Source organism: Streptomyces sp. NPDC102274, assembly GCF_044766385.1.
Classification (GTDB): Bacteria; Actinomycetota; Actinomycetes; order Streptomycetales; family Streptomycetaceae; genus Streptomyces.
In genome coordinates this window covers 39,768-55,813 of the sequence record NZ_JBIWLW010000028.1, presented here as the reverse complement: position 1 = coordinate 55,813, position 16,046 = coordinate 39,768, and the positions used below count along the sequence as shown (strand labels likewise).

At 70.5% G+C, this 16,046-nt stretch carries 16 protein-coding genes; 12 read left to right on the top strand and 4 right to left on the bottom strand.

The window, feature by feature from the left end:
* The first annotated feature begins 83 nt into the window (after nucleotides 1-83).
* Nucleotides 84-947, top strand: a complete 864-nt coding sequence (locus ACIRQP_RS30350; protein ID WP_403895422.1) for a ketose-bisphosphate aldolase — start codon at nucleotides 84-86, stop codon at nucleotides 945-947.
* A gap of 66 nt (nucleotides 948-1,013) precedes the next feature.
* Nucleotides 1,014-2,357, top strand: coding sequence for a Gfo/Idh/MocA family protein (locus tag ACIRQP_RS30345; RefSeq protein WP_403895419.1), 1,344 nt, complete (start codon nucleotides 1,014-1,016; stop codon nucleotides 2,355-2,357).
* On the opposite strand, the gene ACIRQP_RS30340 is transcribed toward ACIRQP_RS30345, so the two are convergent.
* Nucleotides 2,305-2,709, bottom strand: a complete 405-nt coding sequence (locus tag ACIRQP_RS30340) for a DUF5997 family protein (RefSeq protein ID WP_403895416.1) — start codon at nucleotides 2,707-2,709, stop codon at nucleotides 2,305-2,307. The two genes, ACIRQP_RS30345 and ACIRQP_RS30340, sit on opposite strands and share 53 nt — an antisense overlap.
* 58 nt (nucleotides 2,710-2,767) lie before the next feature.
* Between ACIRQP_RS30340 and ACIRQP_RS30335 the strand changes: the two genes are divergently transcribed.
* From ACIRQP_RS30335 to ACIRQP_RS30320, 4 genes are all read left to right on the top strand, one after another.
* Nucleotides 2,768-3,562, top strand: coding sequence for a LysR family substrate-binding domain-containing protein (locus tag ACIRQP_RS30335; protein ID WP_403895413.1), 795 nt, complete (start codon nucleotides 2,768-2,770; stop codon nucleotides 3,560-3,562).
* A gap of 173 nt (nucleotides 3,563-3,735) precedes the next feature.
* On the top strand, nucleotides 3,736-4,161 hold the full coding sequence (locus tag ACIRQP_RS30330) for a hypothetical protein (RefSeq protein WP_403895411.1): 426 nt from the start codon (nucleotides 3,736-3,738) through the stop codon (nucleotides 4,159-4,161).
* Complete coding sequence (locus tag ACIRQP_RS30325; RefSeq protein ID WP_403895408.1) at nucleotides 4,158-6,026, top strand: GMC family oxidoreductase; 1,869 nt, start codon at nucleotides 4,158-4,160, stop codon at nucleotides 6,024-6,026. The genes ACIRQP_RS30330 and ACIRQP_RS30325 overlap by 4 nt, the downstream gene beginning before the upstream one ends.
* Nucleotides 6,023-6,877 carry a hypothetical protein gene (locus ACIRQP_RS30320; RefSeq protein WP_403895405.1) on the top strand — a complete coding sequence of 285 codons (855 nt, stop codon included), beginning with the start codon at nucleotides 6,023-6,025 and terminating at the stop codon, nucleotides 6,875-6,877. The genes ACIRQP_RS30325 and ACIRQP_RS30320 overlap by 4 nt, the downstream gene beginning before the upstream one ends.
* 112 nt (nucleotides 6,878-6,989) lie before the next feature.
* Here ACIRQP_RS30320 and ACIRQP_RS30315 read toward each other — a convergent pair whose 3' ends face one another.
* Nucleotides 6,990-7,328, bottom strand: a complete 339-nt coding sequence (locus ACIRQP_RS30315; RefSeq protein ID WP_403895402.1) for an antibiotic biosynthesis monooxygenase family protein — start codon at nucleotides 7,326-7,328, stop codon at nucleotides 6,990-6,992.
* A 108-nt stretch (nucleotides 7,329-7,436) separates the two neighbouring features.
* Between ACIRQP_RS30315 and ACIRQP_RS30310 the strand changes: the two genes are divergently transcribed.
* Nucleotides 7,437-8,462, top strand: a complete 1,026-nt coding sequence (locus ACIRQP_RS30310; RefSeq protein WP_403895399.1) for an MASE1 domain-containing protein — start codon at nucleotides 7,437-7,439, stop codon at nucleotides 8,460-8,462.
* Between the two features lie 10 nt (nucleotides 8,463-8,472).
* Here the strand turns inward: ACIRQP_RS30310 and ACIRQP_RS30305 are convergent, their stop codons facing one another.
* Nucleotides 8,473-9,549: a sensor histidine kinase gene (locus tag ACIRQP_RS30305; protein ID WP_403895396.1), complete on the bottom strand. Its 1,077-nt coding sequence runs from the start codon at nucleotides 9,547-9,549 to the stop codon at nucleotides 8,473-8,475.
* Entirely contained in the window at nucleotides 9,546-10,235 is a 690-nt protein-coding gene (locus ACIRQP_RS30300; RefSeq protein WP_403895393.1) for a LuxR C-terminal-related transcriptional regulator, read from the bottom strand. The genes ACIRQP_RS30305 and ACIRQP_RS30300 overlap by 4 nt, the downstream gene beginning before the upstream one ends.
* 225 nt (nucleotides 10,236-10,460) lie before the next feature.
* Between ACIRQP_RS30300 and ACIRQP_RS30295 the strand changes: the two genes are divergently transcribed.
* The 5 genes from ACIRQP_RS30295 to ACIRQP_RS30275 all read left to right on the top strand — a co-directional run bounded on the left by ACIRQP_RS30295 (nucleotide 10,461) and on the right by ACIRQP_RS30275 (nucleotide 15,994).
* Nucleotides 10,461-12,104 carry a SpoIIE family protein phosphatase gene (locus tag ACIRQP_RS30295; RefSeq protein ID WP_403895390.1) on the top strand — a complete coding sequence of 548 codons (1,644 nt, stop codon included), beginning with the start codon at nucleotides 10,461-10,463 and terminating at the stop codon, nucleotides 12,102-12,104.
* A 165-nt stretch (nucleotides 12,105-12,269) separates the two neighbouring features.
* Nucleotides 12,270-12,713 (top strand): helix-turn-helix transcriptional regulator, encoded by a 444-nt coding sequence (locus ACIRQP_RS30290; protein ID WP_403895388.1) that lies wholly within the window; start codon nucleotides 12,270-12,272, stop codon nucleotides 12,711-12,713.
* A gap of 10 nt (nucleotides 12,714-12,723) precedes the next feature.
* Nucleotides 12,724-13,134, top strand: coding sequence for a VOC family protein (locus ACIRQP_RS30285; RefSeq protein ID WP_403895385.1), 411 nt, complete (start codon nucleotides 12,724-12,726; stop codon nucleotides 13,132-13,134).
* Nucleotides 13,135-13,424: 290 nt separating this feature from the next.
* A complete protein-coding gene (locus ACIRQP_RS30280) occupies nucleotides 13,425-13,592 on the top strand; it encodes a hypothetical protein (RefSeq protein ID WP_403895383.1) in 168 nt (55 codons plus the stop codon).
* Nucleotides 13,589-15,994 (top strand): ATP-binding cassette domain-containing protein, encoded by a 2,406-nt coding sequence (locus ACIRQP_RS30275; protein ID WP_403895381.1) that lies wholly within the window; start codon nucleotides 13,589-13,591, stop codon nucleotides 15,992-15,994. Before ACIRQP_RS30280 ends, ACIRQP_RS30275 begins: the two co-directional genes overlap by 4 nt.
* Nucleotides 15,995-16,046 lie beyond the last annotated feature (52 nt).

Below are 16,046 nucleotides of genomic sequence, written 5' to 3'. Positions count from 1 at the left end.
TGTCCATCAACCGCCCTCTCCCCTCCGCCCCTCCCCCCCATCTGTCCATCGCGCCCCCACCTGTCCATCTCGGGAAGCAGAACATGCCACTCGTCCCCACCGGCGACATCCTCGGCGAAGCGACGCACGGCGTCGGTGCGTTCAATGTCGTCCTCCTCGAACAGCTTGAGGCCGTCCTCGCGGGCGCAGAGCAGGCGAACGAGGCCGTCATCGTCCAGATCAGTGAGAACGCCGTCGCGTACCGGGGCGCCCTCGGGCCGCTCACCGCCGCCGCGCACGAGGCCATCGCCACCGCGTCCGTACCCGTCGCGCTGCATCTGGACCACGCCATCCGGCCCGAACTGATCGAGGAGGCGGTCCGGCGCGGTTTCACCTCCGTGATGTACGACGGCGCTCATCTGCCCTGGGAGGAGAACGTCGCCCGCACCCGCGAGATGAGCGACTGGTGCCACACGTACGGTGTGTGGGTCGAGGCGGAGCTCGGTGCGATCGGGGGCAAGGACGGTGCCCACACCCCCGGGGTACGCACCGACCCCGGGGAGGCGGCCCGGTTCGTCCACGACACCGGTGTCGACGCGCTCGCCGTCGCGGTCGGATCGTCCCACCAGATGACCCGGCGTACCGCGCTGCTCGATCTGGATCTCATCCGCGACCTGCACACGGCGGTGCCCGTCCCGCTGGTGCTGCACGGTTCGTCGGGGGTGGACGACAGCCACCTCGCCGCCGCGGTACGGGCGGGGATGCGCAAGATCAATATCGCCACGCATCTCAACACCCTCTTCACCGCGTCGGCGCGCGACTGGCTGTCCGCACACCCGACGGCCGTCGATCCCCGTGCCTATCTGCGTCCCGCGCGGGAGGCTGTGACGGACGAGGTCGCCCGGCTGCTGCGGCTGATCGGCCAGGGGCGGGGGAAGGGGCAGGACGAGCGTGTCCCCGGTAACTGAGCGCTCAAGAAGATCAAGTGGACTCAAGGGACTCGACGGACTCGGCGATTCCAGGAAGGGGACTCCATGTCCCAGGTGACGATGGTCCTCGTCGGAGCGGGACTCCGCGGAGTGACATACGCCCGGCGCGCCCTGGCCACAGGAGCGGGACGGGTGGTCGCGCTGGCCGAGCCGGACCCGCGGCGCCGGGCGCGGGCGGCGGAGGAGTTCGGGGTACCGCCGGAGCGGGTGTACGCGGACTGGAGCGATGTGGCGGCGGCGGGCAAGCTGGCCGACGCCTGCGTCATCGCCACCCAGGACCGGCTGCACACCGAACCGGCGGTGGCCCTGGCCGATCTCGGCTACCACATTCTCCTGGAGAAGCCGATGGCGACCGGTGAGGACGAGGCCACGGCGATCGCGGACGCGGCGCGGCGCAACGACATCCTGCTGGCCGTCTGCCATGTGCTGCGCTACACGCCGTACACCCGGCTCCTCAGGCGACTGCTGGACAGTGGCCGCATCGGCGACCTCATGAGCGTCCAGCACCTGGAGCCCGTCGGCTGGTGGCACCACGCCCATTCGTTCGTACGGGGGAACTGGCGCAGCCAGGACACCTCCGCCCCCATGCTGCTGACCAAGTCCTGCCACGACATCGACTGGCTGGTCCACCTCTTCGGACGTACGCCCCGGAGGGTCAGCTCCTTCGGCAGCCTGACGCACTTCCGCCCCGAGGGCGCCCCGGCCGGCGCGACCGGCCGCTGCCTCGACTGCCCGCTGGAGAAAGACTGCCCCTACTCGGCCAAGCGGCTCTACCTCGGCTGCCTGGGCGATCCGGACCGGGAGTTCTGGCCGCTGTCGGCGGTGACCGACGACCACACCGAGACGGGCGTGCTCGACGCGCTGCGCACCGGGCCGTACGGCCGCTGCGTGTACGCGTGCGACAACGATGTGGTCGACCACCAGGTGGTCACCATGGAGTTCGACTCCGGCGCCACCTGTTCGTTCACCATGAGTGCCTTCACCCCCATGGAACAGCGCCGCACCCGGCTGCTGGGCACACACGGCTTCATCGACGGCGACGGAAACACACTGCGGCTGGTCGATTTCCGTGACGGCTCCGAGGAGACGATCGACACGTCCACGAGTGCGACGGGGAGCCCGGGGCCTTCGCCGGACGACGGCCACGGTGGCGGGGACGAGGCACTGACCGACGCGTTCCTCACCGCCGTCGCCGCCGGTGACGCGTCCCTGCTGCTCTCCGACGCCGCCGAGAGCCTCGCCACCCACCGCGTGGTGTGGGCGGCGGAACAGGCCCGGGTGACCGGCACGGTGGTCGAACTCGACGTCCGCGACGACATGCCGGTGGCGGGGAGGGTCAGGACCGCGGACGGCGGGGCTGCTCGCGTCGCTCCGCGTTCTTCTCCTTGATGCGCAGCGTCTCTTTCCGCACCTCGGCCTGGGTGGCGCGTTCCTGCCGCAGCCACTCCGGGCTGTCGCCCTTCAACGCCTCGATCTGCTCGGTGGTGAGGGCTTCCGTGACTCCGCCGCGCGCGAGACCCGAGATGGAGACGCCCAGTTTCGCCGCCACCACCGGCCGAGGGTGCGGGCCGTTGCGTCGCAGCTCCAGCAGCCACTCGGGCGGGTCGGCCTGCAGTGCACTCAGCTCGGTGCGCGAGACGGAACCCTCCTGGAACTCGGCGGGGGTGGCTTCGAGGTACACACCCAGCTTCTTCGCCGCGGTCGCGGGCTTCATGGTCTGGATGGTCTGGTGCGACGTCATGGTGCCAAGAGTAGCGAGCGTGTGCGATACCTCCGACCACGGCCGGTAACCTGGTGGCGTGACAGGCTCGGCAGTACCTCCCTCGTTCCGGCTCGCGTACGTCCCGGGCGTGACGCCCACCAAGTGGGTGCGGATCTGGAACGAGCGGCTGCCCGACATCCCGCTGGCCCTCGTCACGGTGTCCGCCGCCGAGGCGCCCGGTCTCCTGCGGGACGGCGGAGCCGACGCCGGTTTCGTACGGCTGCCGATCGACCGGACGGACCTCAGCGCGATTCCCCTCTACACCGAGACGACGGTGGTCGTGGTCCCGAAGGACCACCTGGTGGCGGCGGTCGACGAGGTGTCCGCCGAGGATCTGGCCGACGAGATCGTGCTGCATCCCCTTGATGACACCCTCGACTGGGAGCTCCGGCCGGGACGGCCCGCGAACGCCCGCCCCGCCACGACGGCGGACGCCATCGAGCTGGTGGCGGCAGGGGTCGGACTGCTCGTCGTCCCGCAGTCGCTCGCCCGCCTGCATCACCGCAGGGACCTTACGTACCGGCCGGTCCTGGACGCCCCCGAGTCGCGCGTCGCTCTGTCATGGCCGGAGGACGAAACCACCGAACTGGTGGAGGACTTCATCGGGATCGTCCGCGGGCGGACCGTCAACAGCTCACGGGGCCGCCCGACCCCGCCGCAGCCGAAGCGTGAACGCCCCGTCACGGGTGGCGCGCGGCGGAAGCCGACGGCCGGTAACCCGACGGGTAAGGCGACTCATAAGTCGGCCGGCAAATCGACCGGCAAGAGTCCGCGGAGCGGCTCCGGCGGCCCCAAGGGCGGCCGGCGCGGCAAACCGGGCCGTCGCTCCTGAGGACTGTCCCGCAGCCGTAACTCCGCTGCGGCACACGACCCCTCCGTCACTTTAAGTCCAGTCATGCTCACACTCGGCGAGATTTCGAGGCATGAACGGGTTCCCATCGAGGTAGGGATCCCGGCTGATGTGCCCGGTCTCCGGTGAATGGCTCGACAAGGGGGGTTCTGTCCATGACGCTGACCGAACGGTTCGTCACGCTCTCGGCCGCGCTGACGGGGTTCGACACCGCCGAACTGACGGCGACCGGAATGACCGAGATCTACCGGAAGTTCGTGATCCGGCGGGTCGAACCGGCGCTCTACGCACGGCTGGTGGACTCGCTGGCCGATCCGGCGGCCGACCCGCGAGCGGTGGCGGACAAGGACGAGGACCTGGGAGAGCTGGCCCGAGCCGTGTGTCACCTCTGGTATCTGGGGACATGGCCCGGACCGCGGGGGGACGACGGCCGGACCGTACCCTTCCCGCTCCCGTCGCGCGCCTACTCCCGCGGGCTGGTGTGGAGCAGCTTCGGTGGCCACGCCCCCGGCGCCGGGCGGCCCGGCTACGGCACCTGGGCCGAGCGTCCCGCCGGTGCGGCGGGAGGCGGGGAGCGTTGACCGCCGGGGAGCGTTTCGATGTGATCGTGGTCGGAGCCGGTATCGCGGGGTCGCTGGTGGCGCGGCGGCTGGGGGACCGCGGCCGGCGTGTCCTGGTCCTGGAATCGGGTGTCGGCGATGGTGACACCGGACCCGACGGCGGACGGGCCGCGGACGTGGAACGGTTCCTGGCCGCGCCGGTGACGGTTCCCAGCGCGGCGATCGCGGACAACGCCCTGGTGCCGTCACCCGACGTACTGGATCTCGCGGGCCGCCCCGGCGGTGGCTACCGTGCCGACGGGTACCTCGTCCAGAACGGCCCGTTGCCGTACGCGAGTGGCTATCTGCGGGTCAACGGCGGTACGGGCACGGCCTGGACGGGGCTGGCCCCGCGCATGCATCCCGAGGACTTCCGTACCGCCGACTTCGGATACGGCCGTAACTGGCCGATCGGGTACGCGGAGCTGGAGCCGTACTACCGTGCCGCGGAACGCGAGCTGGGTGTCGCCGCCGATCCCGCGGAGCAGCGGGACCACGTCGGTCTGCCGCTCGCGGACGGCTACGCCTTCCCGCACGGGCCGCTCCCCGCGAGCTATCTGGACCGGCTGCTGGCCGAGAGGCTCAACGGACGCGAGATCGTGGATCCCTCGCATCCGTGCCCCACCGCACTGCGGGTCGTCGGGACGCCCCAGGCGCGCAACAGCGCGGCCACCGAGGAGCACGGTCCGGTGTGCGAGGGCAGCGCCAGTTGCATCCCCGTCTGCCCCACCGGGGCGAAATACACCCCGCGGCGCACCCAGGAACGCTGGGGTCCGAGCGTCACCCTGCGCACCCGCGCGGTGGCCGGACGGCTCCTGGCCGACGGCTCCGGCCGGATCACGGGCGTCGAGTACCAGCGCTACGACGACCCCGCCCGCCCCGCTTCCGTCAGCAGACGAACGGTCCACGCGCACACGGTGGTACTGGCGGCCCACGCGATCGAGAACGCCCGGCTCCTGCTCGCCTCCGGCCTCGCCAACTCCAGTGACCAGGTGGGCCGGAATCTGATGGACCACCCCGTGCTGCTCACCTGGGGCCTCATGCCCCGGCGGATCGGCCCTTACCGGGGACCCGGCTCGACCTCCGGCCTGGAGGGATTCCGCTTCGGCCCGGCCCGCGCGGCCCGCGCCCCTTTCCGGATCGAGATCGGCAACTGGGGCTGGAACTGGGCGGTCGGCCCGCCCGGCCACGAGGTCGCCGCCCTGCTGCGCCCCACGGACCCGGCGACGCCCGGCGGAGGCGGGGCGCTGTTCGGCCCGGCGCTGCGGCAGGCGGCCGGGGACCGGATCGGGCGGCAGTTCGCCCTGCAGTTCGAGATGGAGCAGAGCGCCGATCCCGCCAACCGCGTCACGCTCGACGCCCTCCGTCGCGACCCGCTGGGCAACCCGCGTCCCGTCCTGACCTATGACCTGTCCGACCATGTGAAACAGGGCATCGTCGCGGCCAAGTCCGTCTCCGACCAGATCTTCGCCCTTCTGGGGGCGCAGGACCACAGCCGGTACGAGCCGGGGCCGTCCCAGCCCGGGTGGTTCGAGTACGGCGGCCGACCCTACGCCTATCGCGGCGCGGGCCACGGCGCGGGCACGCACATCATGGGTGACGACCCCGCCGACTCCGTCGTCGACTCGTGGCAGCGCTGCTGGGACCACCCCAACCTCTACGCGGTGGGCTGCGGCTCGATGCCCTCCCTCGGCACCTCCAACCCGACGCTCACCATGGCCGCGATCACTCTGCGCAGCGCCGAACAGATCGACCGCGACCTGTCCGAACAGCGCGTCACGATCCGCCCGCCGGCCGCCGGATACTTCCCGGACCCGGCCACCCCCGAGGAGACTCACGCCCCGTGACCGACGACCTCACCCTGCCGCCCGTCGCCGCCCCGTACCAACTGCCGTTCCATTACGGGGCCCTGCACAACATCGGCCTCGACTACCTGGTCGACCCCGCGCCGGTACGCAAGGCGCTGGCCGAACACCATCCCGATCTCAGCGCCGCCGAATTCGACGGCCGGGCATGCGTCACGCTCAACTACCAGCTGTACTTCGCCCAGTACCCGAACGGCGGAGGCATCACCCAGGAGATCGAATACAGCATCGTCGCCCACCCCACCGCGAGCGCCGGGCGCCTGGCCCGGCTGTCGTACGAGCAGTTCGCGCACGGCTACGACCAGACCAAGCTGCTCGGTATCGCCCGGCTCCATGTGCTGTGCGACAACCCGCTGGCCATCGAGGCCGGCACGAAGCTCTACGGAGAACCGAAGTATCCGGCGTGGTTCGAGGCGACCATGCCCTCCCTCAACGGCCCCTCGGGTGACGTCTGGACCGTGGCGTGCAAGCAGGCGACGCACGCCCCCTCGGGCGCCGGCATAGACCGCCAGGAACGGACGCTGTTCTCCTTCTCGGCCGACCTGACCGGGCTCCCGCGTACCCCCGTCAACAACACCCCCATCACCGGCTACGGCACCGACCCGCAGGGCCGGCCGCTGGCCGGCCCCATGAACGTCCACCAGCCCTACGACTACCGGGCTTTGACCGGAGAGGCCGACCGGGTGCGGCTCACCGTCCACGACGCGTCCTCACCCGTCGGCGCCGACCTGACCACCCTCATCGGAGACGCCACGGCCACCGGAGCGTGGACCTACCAGTCGCCGCCGGTCGCGGCGCACAACCGCCCCTATTACGTGCCACGCGCCGACTGACACACCGCCGGGCGCCCCGCACACGCGGTGGACGCCCCGCGCCGGACGGGCGGGACGGTGGCCGTCCCGGCCGTGGTCGCCATCCCGCCCTCCGGACTTGTGACGCGGTGAGTCACTTACCGTCAGCAGCCTTGGGGGCGGCCTGCTGGACCACCTCGAAGGACCACAGGCTGGAGCCGGAAGCCGCCGGCTTCTGCTGAGGGGAGCCGTCCGCGCCGCCACGCTGGTGGGCCGCCTTCATCGGACCTTCCATCCAGGCCTGGAAGTCGGCCTCGCTCCGCCAGCGCGTGTAGACGAGGTACTGGTCGGTGCCCTCGACCGGGCGCAGCAGCTCGAACCACTCGAATCCGTCGGAGTTCTCCACCGACCCCGCGCGGGAGGCGAAGCGCTTCTCCAGTACCTCACGCTGTTCCACCGGAACCTGCAGCACATTGATCTTGACGATGCTCATGGCTCCATCTTGCCTCAGCCCTGCCTCAGCGGGGTGGCCACCCGTCGGGCGCGGTGGCGAAGACGGGGGCGCAGACCAGGTGACATGGGCGCTCCGGCAGTGCGTGTCATGCCCTCACCGGGCGACGGGCACTGTCTGATGGCTGCTGTGGCGAGCATCGAGGGAATCCGACATCCGTTCGTGGCCGCTCTTCGGATCCTTGGCGTCGCTCTCGTCTACTACGCGGGCGCAAGCATCGGCACGCTGAAAGGCGTGGTGAGGGCCGAGGGCACGGCCATCTCACCTCTCTGGCCGCCCACGGGCATCGCCCTGGCCGCCCTCCTTCTCCTGGGCATCGGGATCTGGCCCGGCATCACTCTGGGCACCCTTTTCACCCTGGTGACGCAGGCTCCGTTGACCGCCACCGCCGTCGGGATCATGGCGGGCAACACCCTCGCGCCCGTCTGTTCCTACCTGCTGCTGCGGCGGGTGGGCTTCCGTATCGAGCTGGACCGGCTGCGGGACGGGATGGCACTGGTATTCCTGGGCGCTCTGACCGGGATGCTGATCAGTGCCACGGCGGGCGCCGGGATACAGCTGCTCAACGGCAAGCTGCCCGAGGGATTTCAGCTGGCCTGGCTGGCATGGTGGACGGGCGACGCCATGGGCGTTCTGGTGGTCACACCCTTCCTGCTCCTCGTCTGCCGTGTCCGGCTGCCCCTGCGCACCCACCGCTGGCCCGAGGCAACGGCCCTGGTGCTCGCCGCCGCCGTCATCACACCACTCGCCATTACGAGATCCCTCACCCTGATCTTCCTCTTCTTTCCCGTCCTCATCTGGGCGGCCCTGCGCTTCCAGCTCGCCGGGAGCGCGCCCTACGCGCTGCTCGTCTCCGTGCTCGCGATCTTCGAGGCGGGGGAACGCTACGGAGCCTTCGCCGAACACACCCTGATGGAACGGCTGGTCAGCCTTCAGTTGCTCAACGGGGCCGTGGCACTGACATCCCTGCTACTGGCGGCGACCGTCGCCGAGCAGAAGAACATCCGGCAAAAGCTCCAGCAGGCATGTGACGAACTGGCCGCGGTGGTGGAGCGGCTCGCGCCGAGACAGATGCCGGTGCTGCCACCACAGGACGGAGACGAAAACAGTACGTGACCGACCACCGTCACACGTACTGCCCGGGGCTCCGCGGCCTGGACCGGTTCCGTCTCCCGAGTCTGCCGTGGCGCGGCATCCGCAGGGTGACGCGCGTGCCTTCCTCGGGCGCCGAGTCCACAGTGAGGTGCGCGTCGAGCAAGTGAGCGCGCTCCCGCATGGCCGCCATGCCCATGCCTCCCGAGGCGATCGCCTGAGGCGGAGTGCGCATGGCCGCCGAGGCGGGCTCGGGCGTCATCCCGCTGCCGTCGTCCGTGACCTTCGTGGAGAGGGTGTGCTCGTCGCTGTCGAGTTCGACGAGGATCCGTGTCGGCCGGGCGTGCTTCACCGCGTTGGTCACCGCTTCCTGCACGATCCGGTAGACATGGACCTGCGCCTCGGGAGGCAGCTCCGCGCCGAACCGGTCCCACTCCGCCCCCACGCGCAGTTCGGCGTCTATACCGTAGTTCTCCGAGGTGCTCCGGCACAGAGCCTCCAGGGCCGGGCGCAGTCCGAGCTGGTCGAGGGCCGCCGGGCGCAGTTCCGCGATCAAGTGCCGCAGAGAGGTGATCTGGTTGCCGATCAGGCGCCGCGCCTCTTCGATGGCGTTCTTCATGACGTCGGGGCGGCTACTGGCGGTTGCCCCGGCCAGCACGATCTGAACAGCGCCCAGTTCCTGGAGCGTGTCGTCGTGCAGCTCGCGGGCCCAGTGCCGGCGCTCTCGTTCCTCTCCGTCATGTCGGGCCCGGGTCCGCTCCCGGTCGAGGCTGCGGCGGCGCTGATCCGAACGATGTCCGATGGCGGCGGCACTGGCGATCAGCGTGAGAGGCACGAGGTGCAGACCGTTGAGAAGCGGCGCCTCGACGATGCGGACCAGGAGCGCCACAGCGATCACGAGCGACATCCCGCTTATGATCGCCAGCCACGACCGCCGGGTTTCCGGACTCAGCGCCGCGGCCACCAGGAAGACGGCGCCCGCGGCGAGGCAGAGCCCGGCTTCGGCAGGCAGTGAATGGTGCACGATCTCGAGAACCAGTGTGGCCACGAGCAGGAACGTGCCCGTCGTCTCCATGACGGCGCCGGCGCGTGCTCGCGACAGGTGGGTCATGCCAGCAGCCCACGCTCTCGTGCCGCCGTGACCAGGTCCGCCTTGGTCGCGGCCCCGAGCTTCTCCCGGATCCTGGCCCGGTGCGTTTCCACCGTCCGAACGGATACATGCACCTGTTCCGCGATCTCCTGATTGGTGTGGCCCAGGGCGAGCAGGGACAGCACCTCCACCTCTCGCGCCGTCAGCGAGTCCTCCGCCCCTGCCCCCGCCCCCGCCCCCGCAGCCGAGGTGCCGGGGCCGGTGACCGCAAGGCGTGCGCCCAGCGAGGGCTGTACGTATGTGGCCCCCGCGGCGACCTGGCGGGCAGCCCCCAGGAGCTCCTCCGCGGCTGCCTCCTTCAGCAGGTAGCCGACCGCGCCGATCCGCAATGCCTCGCGGGCGAACGCGGGATCTTCCTGCATGGTGAGGACGAGGATCCGGGTACGGGGCGATGTCGCCAGCAGTTCCGGGATCGACCGCAGGCTGGACTGCCCCGCCAGCGTCAGATCCAGGACCAGCACCGACGGGTGGTGGCGCTCAACAGCCAGAAAGGTTTCGGGAAGAGTGGAGCTCTCCGCGACGATGTCGAACGCCGGGTCCTGGGACAGCAGCAGCCGCATGCCCGCGCGCACGACCAGGTGGTCGTCGGCGAGCACCACGGTCAGGTGTGACGCGGACTCCCCGCTGATGACGCGATCGACCTTCATAGCCCCACCGTAAATCGCAAACTCCGTTCACGAGAGCGCGACGGCCAGGGCGGCGGGGAACCCGCAACAGCCTCGCGGCGCTGCCGCGGGCCGGGCGGGATCACCCGCAACCGGCGGTGCGGCAACGCGGAGGACCGCCTGCGGATCAGTGCCGACGCCGCGGAGATGCCCAGGCAGCACGCTCGGAAGGAGAGCAGCTGAGCGCCCTTCCGCAGGTTGGACATCATGACCTATCCCACTATTTCACTCCACACCCGAAGGCTCTTCCAGGTCGCCGGGAACCTCACCGACGCCGCGGTGCCGAAGCTCGCCGACGCCTGCTCCGTCGACGTCCTCGAAGTCCTGCTTCGCGGCGAGGTGCCCCCGCCCGGACCGGTGGACGGAGGCAAACAGCTGCGACGTGCCGCCTTCCTGAGTACGCGGGGAGAGGCGGCCCGCGGTGCGTACGCGGTCGGTGAAGTGAGCCGGATCAGGCCCGGGACACCCTACGCGCGAAGCCTTTCCGATCTGCGTCCACGCCTGATCCGCCATCTGAACCACAACAGCCGGTGGCTGGTCCGTGACCCCCGGCGCGCGCGCCTGCTCCGTGAAGCGGGGGCACACTCCCTCATCGTGCTGCCGCTGACCGTCCGGGGCGTGGTCCTCGGTCTGTTCGTTCTGTACCGGCGGGACAAATCGAGCCCGTTCAACGAGAACGACCTCCGGGAAGCCGCCCAGCTCGCGGACAGTGCCGCCGGGTGCCTGGAGACCGTCCGCCGCCAGATCGACGAGGACGCTCTTGCCCGGCTTCTGCGTCATTCGCTGCTGCCTGAGCGGCTGCCACCTCTCAGCGCGATCGAAGCGGCCCACGGCCACGTCCCGGCGGAGGCCTCCCCGGGGCAGTGGTTCGACGTCCTCCCGCTGTCGAGCGCGCGGGTGGCCCTGGTGGTGGGGACGGCGGAGGGGACGGGAGTTGACGCCGCGATCGGCATGACCCGGCTGCGAGCGGTGATCACCACGCTCTCGGCGCTCGACCTGCGGCCCGACAAACTGCTCACGCGCCTGGACGACACGGTCAGTCGCCTGGAACGTCAACGCCCGGTCTCGCGCCAGGGCCCCTGCGACCGGAAGGCCGGGGCCAGTTGCCTCTACGTGGTCTACGATCCCGCCACGGAACGCTGCGTCTCCGCCCGTGCGGGCGACCCGACGCTTGTGGTCGCCCAGCCGAACGGCGACGTGAGTGCCCCCCGCCTCGCCTCCCATTCCCCCTTGGGCTCCGACGACCAGCCCTTCGAGAACACCGAGTTCGACGCGCCCCCGGGGAGCACCCTGCTCCTGAACGGCGGCCGCTCCCCCACACCACAACCCGCCGCCGCCCCGGTCATGGAACGGTTCCACGAGGCGCTGGCCGAATCAGGACCCGATATGTCACAACTCCTCGACCTCGTGCTGCGCGACCTGCCACCGGACCGGGAACCGGCCATGCTCCTGACCCGCACACGGGCGCTGGAGGCCAGGAGTGTCGCCGCTCTGACCCTGCCGTCGGATCCCGTCGCCGTCCCCGCCGCCCGCGACTGGGCCGGCCGTCAGCTGGCTACCTGGACGCTCGGCGACCTCGCGGACAGCACCACTCTGGTGATCAGTGAACTCGTCACGAACGCCATTCGCTACTCCGATGGCCCCATAGGTCTCCGCCTGATCAGGGACGTCCACACACTGATCTGCGAAGTCTCCGACACCAGCGGCTCGGGCCCGCACAGGCGCCAGCCGAAAGCGACCGACGAGGGCGGCCGCGGCCTGTCGATCGTCGGCGAACTGACCCAGAACCAAGGGACCCGCTACACCTCCTCCGGCAAGATCATCTGGACCGAGCAGCCCCTCCCGGTATGACGGCATGACGGCCACACCCGGTGACGCGAGGCCGACGCCTGCGCCGGCTCCGCCGTCATGACGGGCCACGGCTCGATGACCCGCGAGCATCACGTCCTCGCTGACGGTCACCGGCCTGTGGGAACGGTTCGGGCGACAGTTCCGGCACGACGTACCATCGCGCATGTGACCAGCAGACCCACCTCGGAGCGGCACCTGCGCGACCTGGCGCGGCTGCGTCGCGTCCGCGACCGGATCGACCGGGAGTACGCACAGCCACTGGACGTCGAGGCGCTCGCCCGCGGCGCGCACATGTCGGCCGGGCACCTCAGCCGCGAGTTCAAGCTCGCCTACGGCGAGTCGCCGTACGGCTACCTGATGACGCGTCGCATCGAGCGCGCGATGACGCTGCTGCGTCGTGGTGATCTCAGCGTCACGGAGGTCTGCTTCGCGGTCGGCTGCGCGTCGCTGGGCACCTTCAGCACGCGCTTCACCGAGCTGGTCGGTATGCCACCCAGCGTCTATCGGCACGAGGCGGCACGCGCGACGGCGGGGATGCCGTCCTGCGTGGCGAAACAGGTGACCAGACCGATCAGGAATCGAGAAGCGCGGTCACCGAGCCACACCTAGTGTGACGGCCATGGACATCACACTTCACACGACCTTCCTCCCGCACAACGACCCTGACGCCTCCCTGGCCTTTTACCGCGACATACTCGGCTTCGAGGTCCGCAACGATGTCGGATACGGCGGAATGCGCTGGATCACGGTCGGCGCCGCCGACCAGCCCGGCACGTCCATCGTCCTGGAACCGCCGGCCGCCGACCCCGGCATCACCGACGACGAGCGCCGCACCATCGCCGAGATGATGGCCAAAGGCAGCTACACCCGCGTCATCCTCGCCACCGCCGACCTCGACGGCACCTTCGCGCGGCTGCGGGCCGACGGCGCCGAGGTCGTCCAGGAGCCGACCGAGCAGCCGTACGGGGTGCGCGACTGCGCCTTCCGCGATCCCGCGGGCAACCTGATCCGCATCAACGAGGTCCGCTGAACCATCCGGTGATCGCCGGCATGACCCGCACGCACGGCACCGTGAAGGTGCCCGCGCACGGCAGGCGGTACGGGTGGCCGGTACCTCGGCGGACGGTGCGCCGTGCCTGATACCGTTGCCGCCCGACCGGGACGGCGAGGCGCTGCTGACGGCCGCGCCGACGGACAGCCCGACCGGCAGGAACCCGGCCACCCGGGCCGTCCGGCTTGGTCCTGACCACACCCGCGACGCATGCGTGATCGAGGGCGAAGCCGAGATCCCTGAGATCGGCGCGCCGACGCGGGAGCGGGGTGGACCGGTTCGTCGCGCACACCGGTATCGCCCCGGCCGCGTCGGCCACGTATCACTGGTTCCGTATCTCCCGCGTGGCCGAGGCCCCGTGTGCCACGGGCCGCAGCGGGGACGCCGACGGAGACCGCGAAGGCGGCCCCGCCCAACAGATGGAGAAGTCACAATGAGCATGGCCATGAGGACGGACACGCGGTCGCCTGCGGAGCACGTCGCCGACAGCCACGATGTGATCCGCGTGCACGGCGCGCGCGTGAACAACCTCAAGGACGTCAGCGTCGAGATCCCGAAGCGCCGGCTGACGGTGTTGACCGGCGTCTCCGGCTCGGGCAAGAGCTCCCTGGTGTTCGGCACGATCGCCGCGGAGTCGCAGCGGCTGATCAACGAGACGTACAGCGCCTTCGTGCAGGGCTTCATGCCGACGCTGGCGCGGCCCGAGGTCGACGTACTCGACGGGCTGACGACCGCGATCATCGTCGACCAGCAGCGGATGGCCGCCGACGCCCGCTCCACGGTCGGCACCGCCACCGACGCGAACGCGATGCTGCGCATCCTCTTCAGCCGGCTCGGGCAGCCGCACATCGGCTCGCCCAACGCGTTCTCCTTCAACGTCGCCTCGGTCCGGGCGAGCGGTGCGATCACGGTCGAACGCGGCGCGGGCAAGACCGTGAAACAGACCTTCAGCCGTACCGGCGGCATGTGCACGCGCTGCGAGGGCCGGGGCACGGTCTCCGACATCGACCTCACCCAGCTCTACGACGACTCCAAGTCGCTCGCCGAGGGCGCGTTCACCATCCCCGGCTGGAAGTCCGACAGCTTCTTCACGGTGCGGGTCTACGCCGAGTCGGGCCTCCTCGACCCGGACAAGCCCATCCGCGAGTTCACGAAGAAGGAGATGCGGGACTTCCTCTACCGGGAGCCGACCAAGGTGAAGGTCGAGGGGGTGAACCTCACCTTCGAGGGGCTCATCCCCAAGATCCAGAAGTCGTTCCTCTCCAAGGACAAGGACGCGCTCCAGCCGCACATACGCGCGTTCGTGGACCGCGCGGTCACCTTCACCGCATGCCCCGAGTGCGACGGCACCCGGCTCAGCGAGGCGGCCCGGTCGTCGCGGATCGGCGCGATCAGCATCGCCGACGCGTGCGCGATGCAGATCAGCGACCTCGCCGAGTGGGTGCGCGGCCTCGACGAGCCGTCGGTGGCACCGCTGCTCACCACGCTGGGACAGACCCTCGACTCGTTCGTGGAGATCGGGCTGGGCTACCTCTCGCTCGACCGTCCGTCGGGCACGCTGTCGGGCGGTGAGGCGCAGCGCGTCAAGATGATCCGCCACCTCGGTTCCTCGCTCACCGACACCACCTACGTCTTCGACGAACCCACCACGGGGCTGCACCCCCATGACATCCAGCGGATGAACGACCTGCTGCTGCGGCTGCGGGACAAGGGCAACACCGTGCTCGTCGTGGAGCACAAGCCGGAGACGATCGCGATAGCCGACCACATCATCGACCTCGGCCCCGGCGCCGGCACCGCGGGCGGCACCGTCTGCTTCGAGGGCACCGTCGAGGGGCTGCGGGCCGGCGGCACCATCACCGGCCGCCATTTCGACGACCGGGCCTCCCTCAAGGAGACGGTGCGCAAGCCCACCGGCACGCTGGAGATCCGCGGCGCGACGACGCACAACCTGCGCGACGTCGACGTCGACATCCCGCTCGGGGTGCTTGTCGTCGTCACCGGCGTCGCCGGCTCCGGCAAGAGCTCGCTCGTGCACGGGTCACTGCCACAACGGTCGGGGGCCGCCGACGCGGGTGTGGTGTCGATCGGCCAGGGCGCGATCCGCGGCTCGCGGCGGAGCAACCCGGCGACGTACACCGGACTGCTCGACCCGATCCGTAAGGCGTTCGCGAAGGCCAACGGCGTGAAGCCCGCGCTGTTCAGCGCAAACTCCGAGGGCGCCTGCCCCCACTGCAATGGCGCGGGCGTCATCTACACCGACCTGGCGATGATGGCCGGCGTCGCCACCACCTGCGAGGAGTGCGAGGGGAAGCGGTTCCAGGCATCGGTGCTGGACTACCACCTCGGTGGCCGCGACATCAGCGAGGTGCTCGCGATGTCGGTGACCGAGGCCGAGTCGTTCTTCGGCGCCGGCGAGGCGCGTACGCCGGCCGCGCACGCCGTACTCAACCGGCTCGCCGACGTCGGGCTCGGCTACCTCAGCCTCGGCCAGCCGCTCACCACACTGTCCGGCGGCGAGCGGCAGCGGCTCAAGCTGGCCACGCACATGGCCGAGAAGGGCGGCGTCTACGTCCTCGACGAGCCGACCGCCGGCCTCCACCTCGCCGACGTCGAGCAGCTGCTCGGCCTGCTCGACCGGCTTGTCGACTCCGGTAAGTCGGTCATCGTCGTCGAGCACCACCAGGCGGTCATGGCGCACGCCGACTGGATCGTCGACCTGGGCCCCGGCGCCGGCCACAACGGCGGCCGGATCGTGTTCGAGGGCACACCCGCCGACCTCGTCGCCGCCCGCTCCACTCTCACCGGCGAGCACCTCGCGGCCTACGTCGGCGCCTGACCGAGGCCGGCCCGCGCCCGCGGCGACATACCGCCGCGGGCGCGGCCCCGCC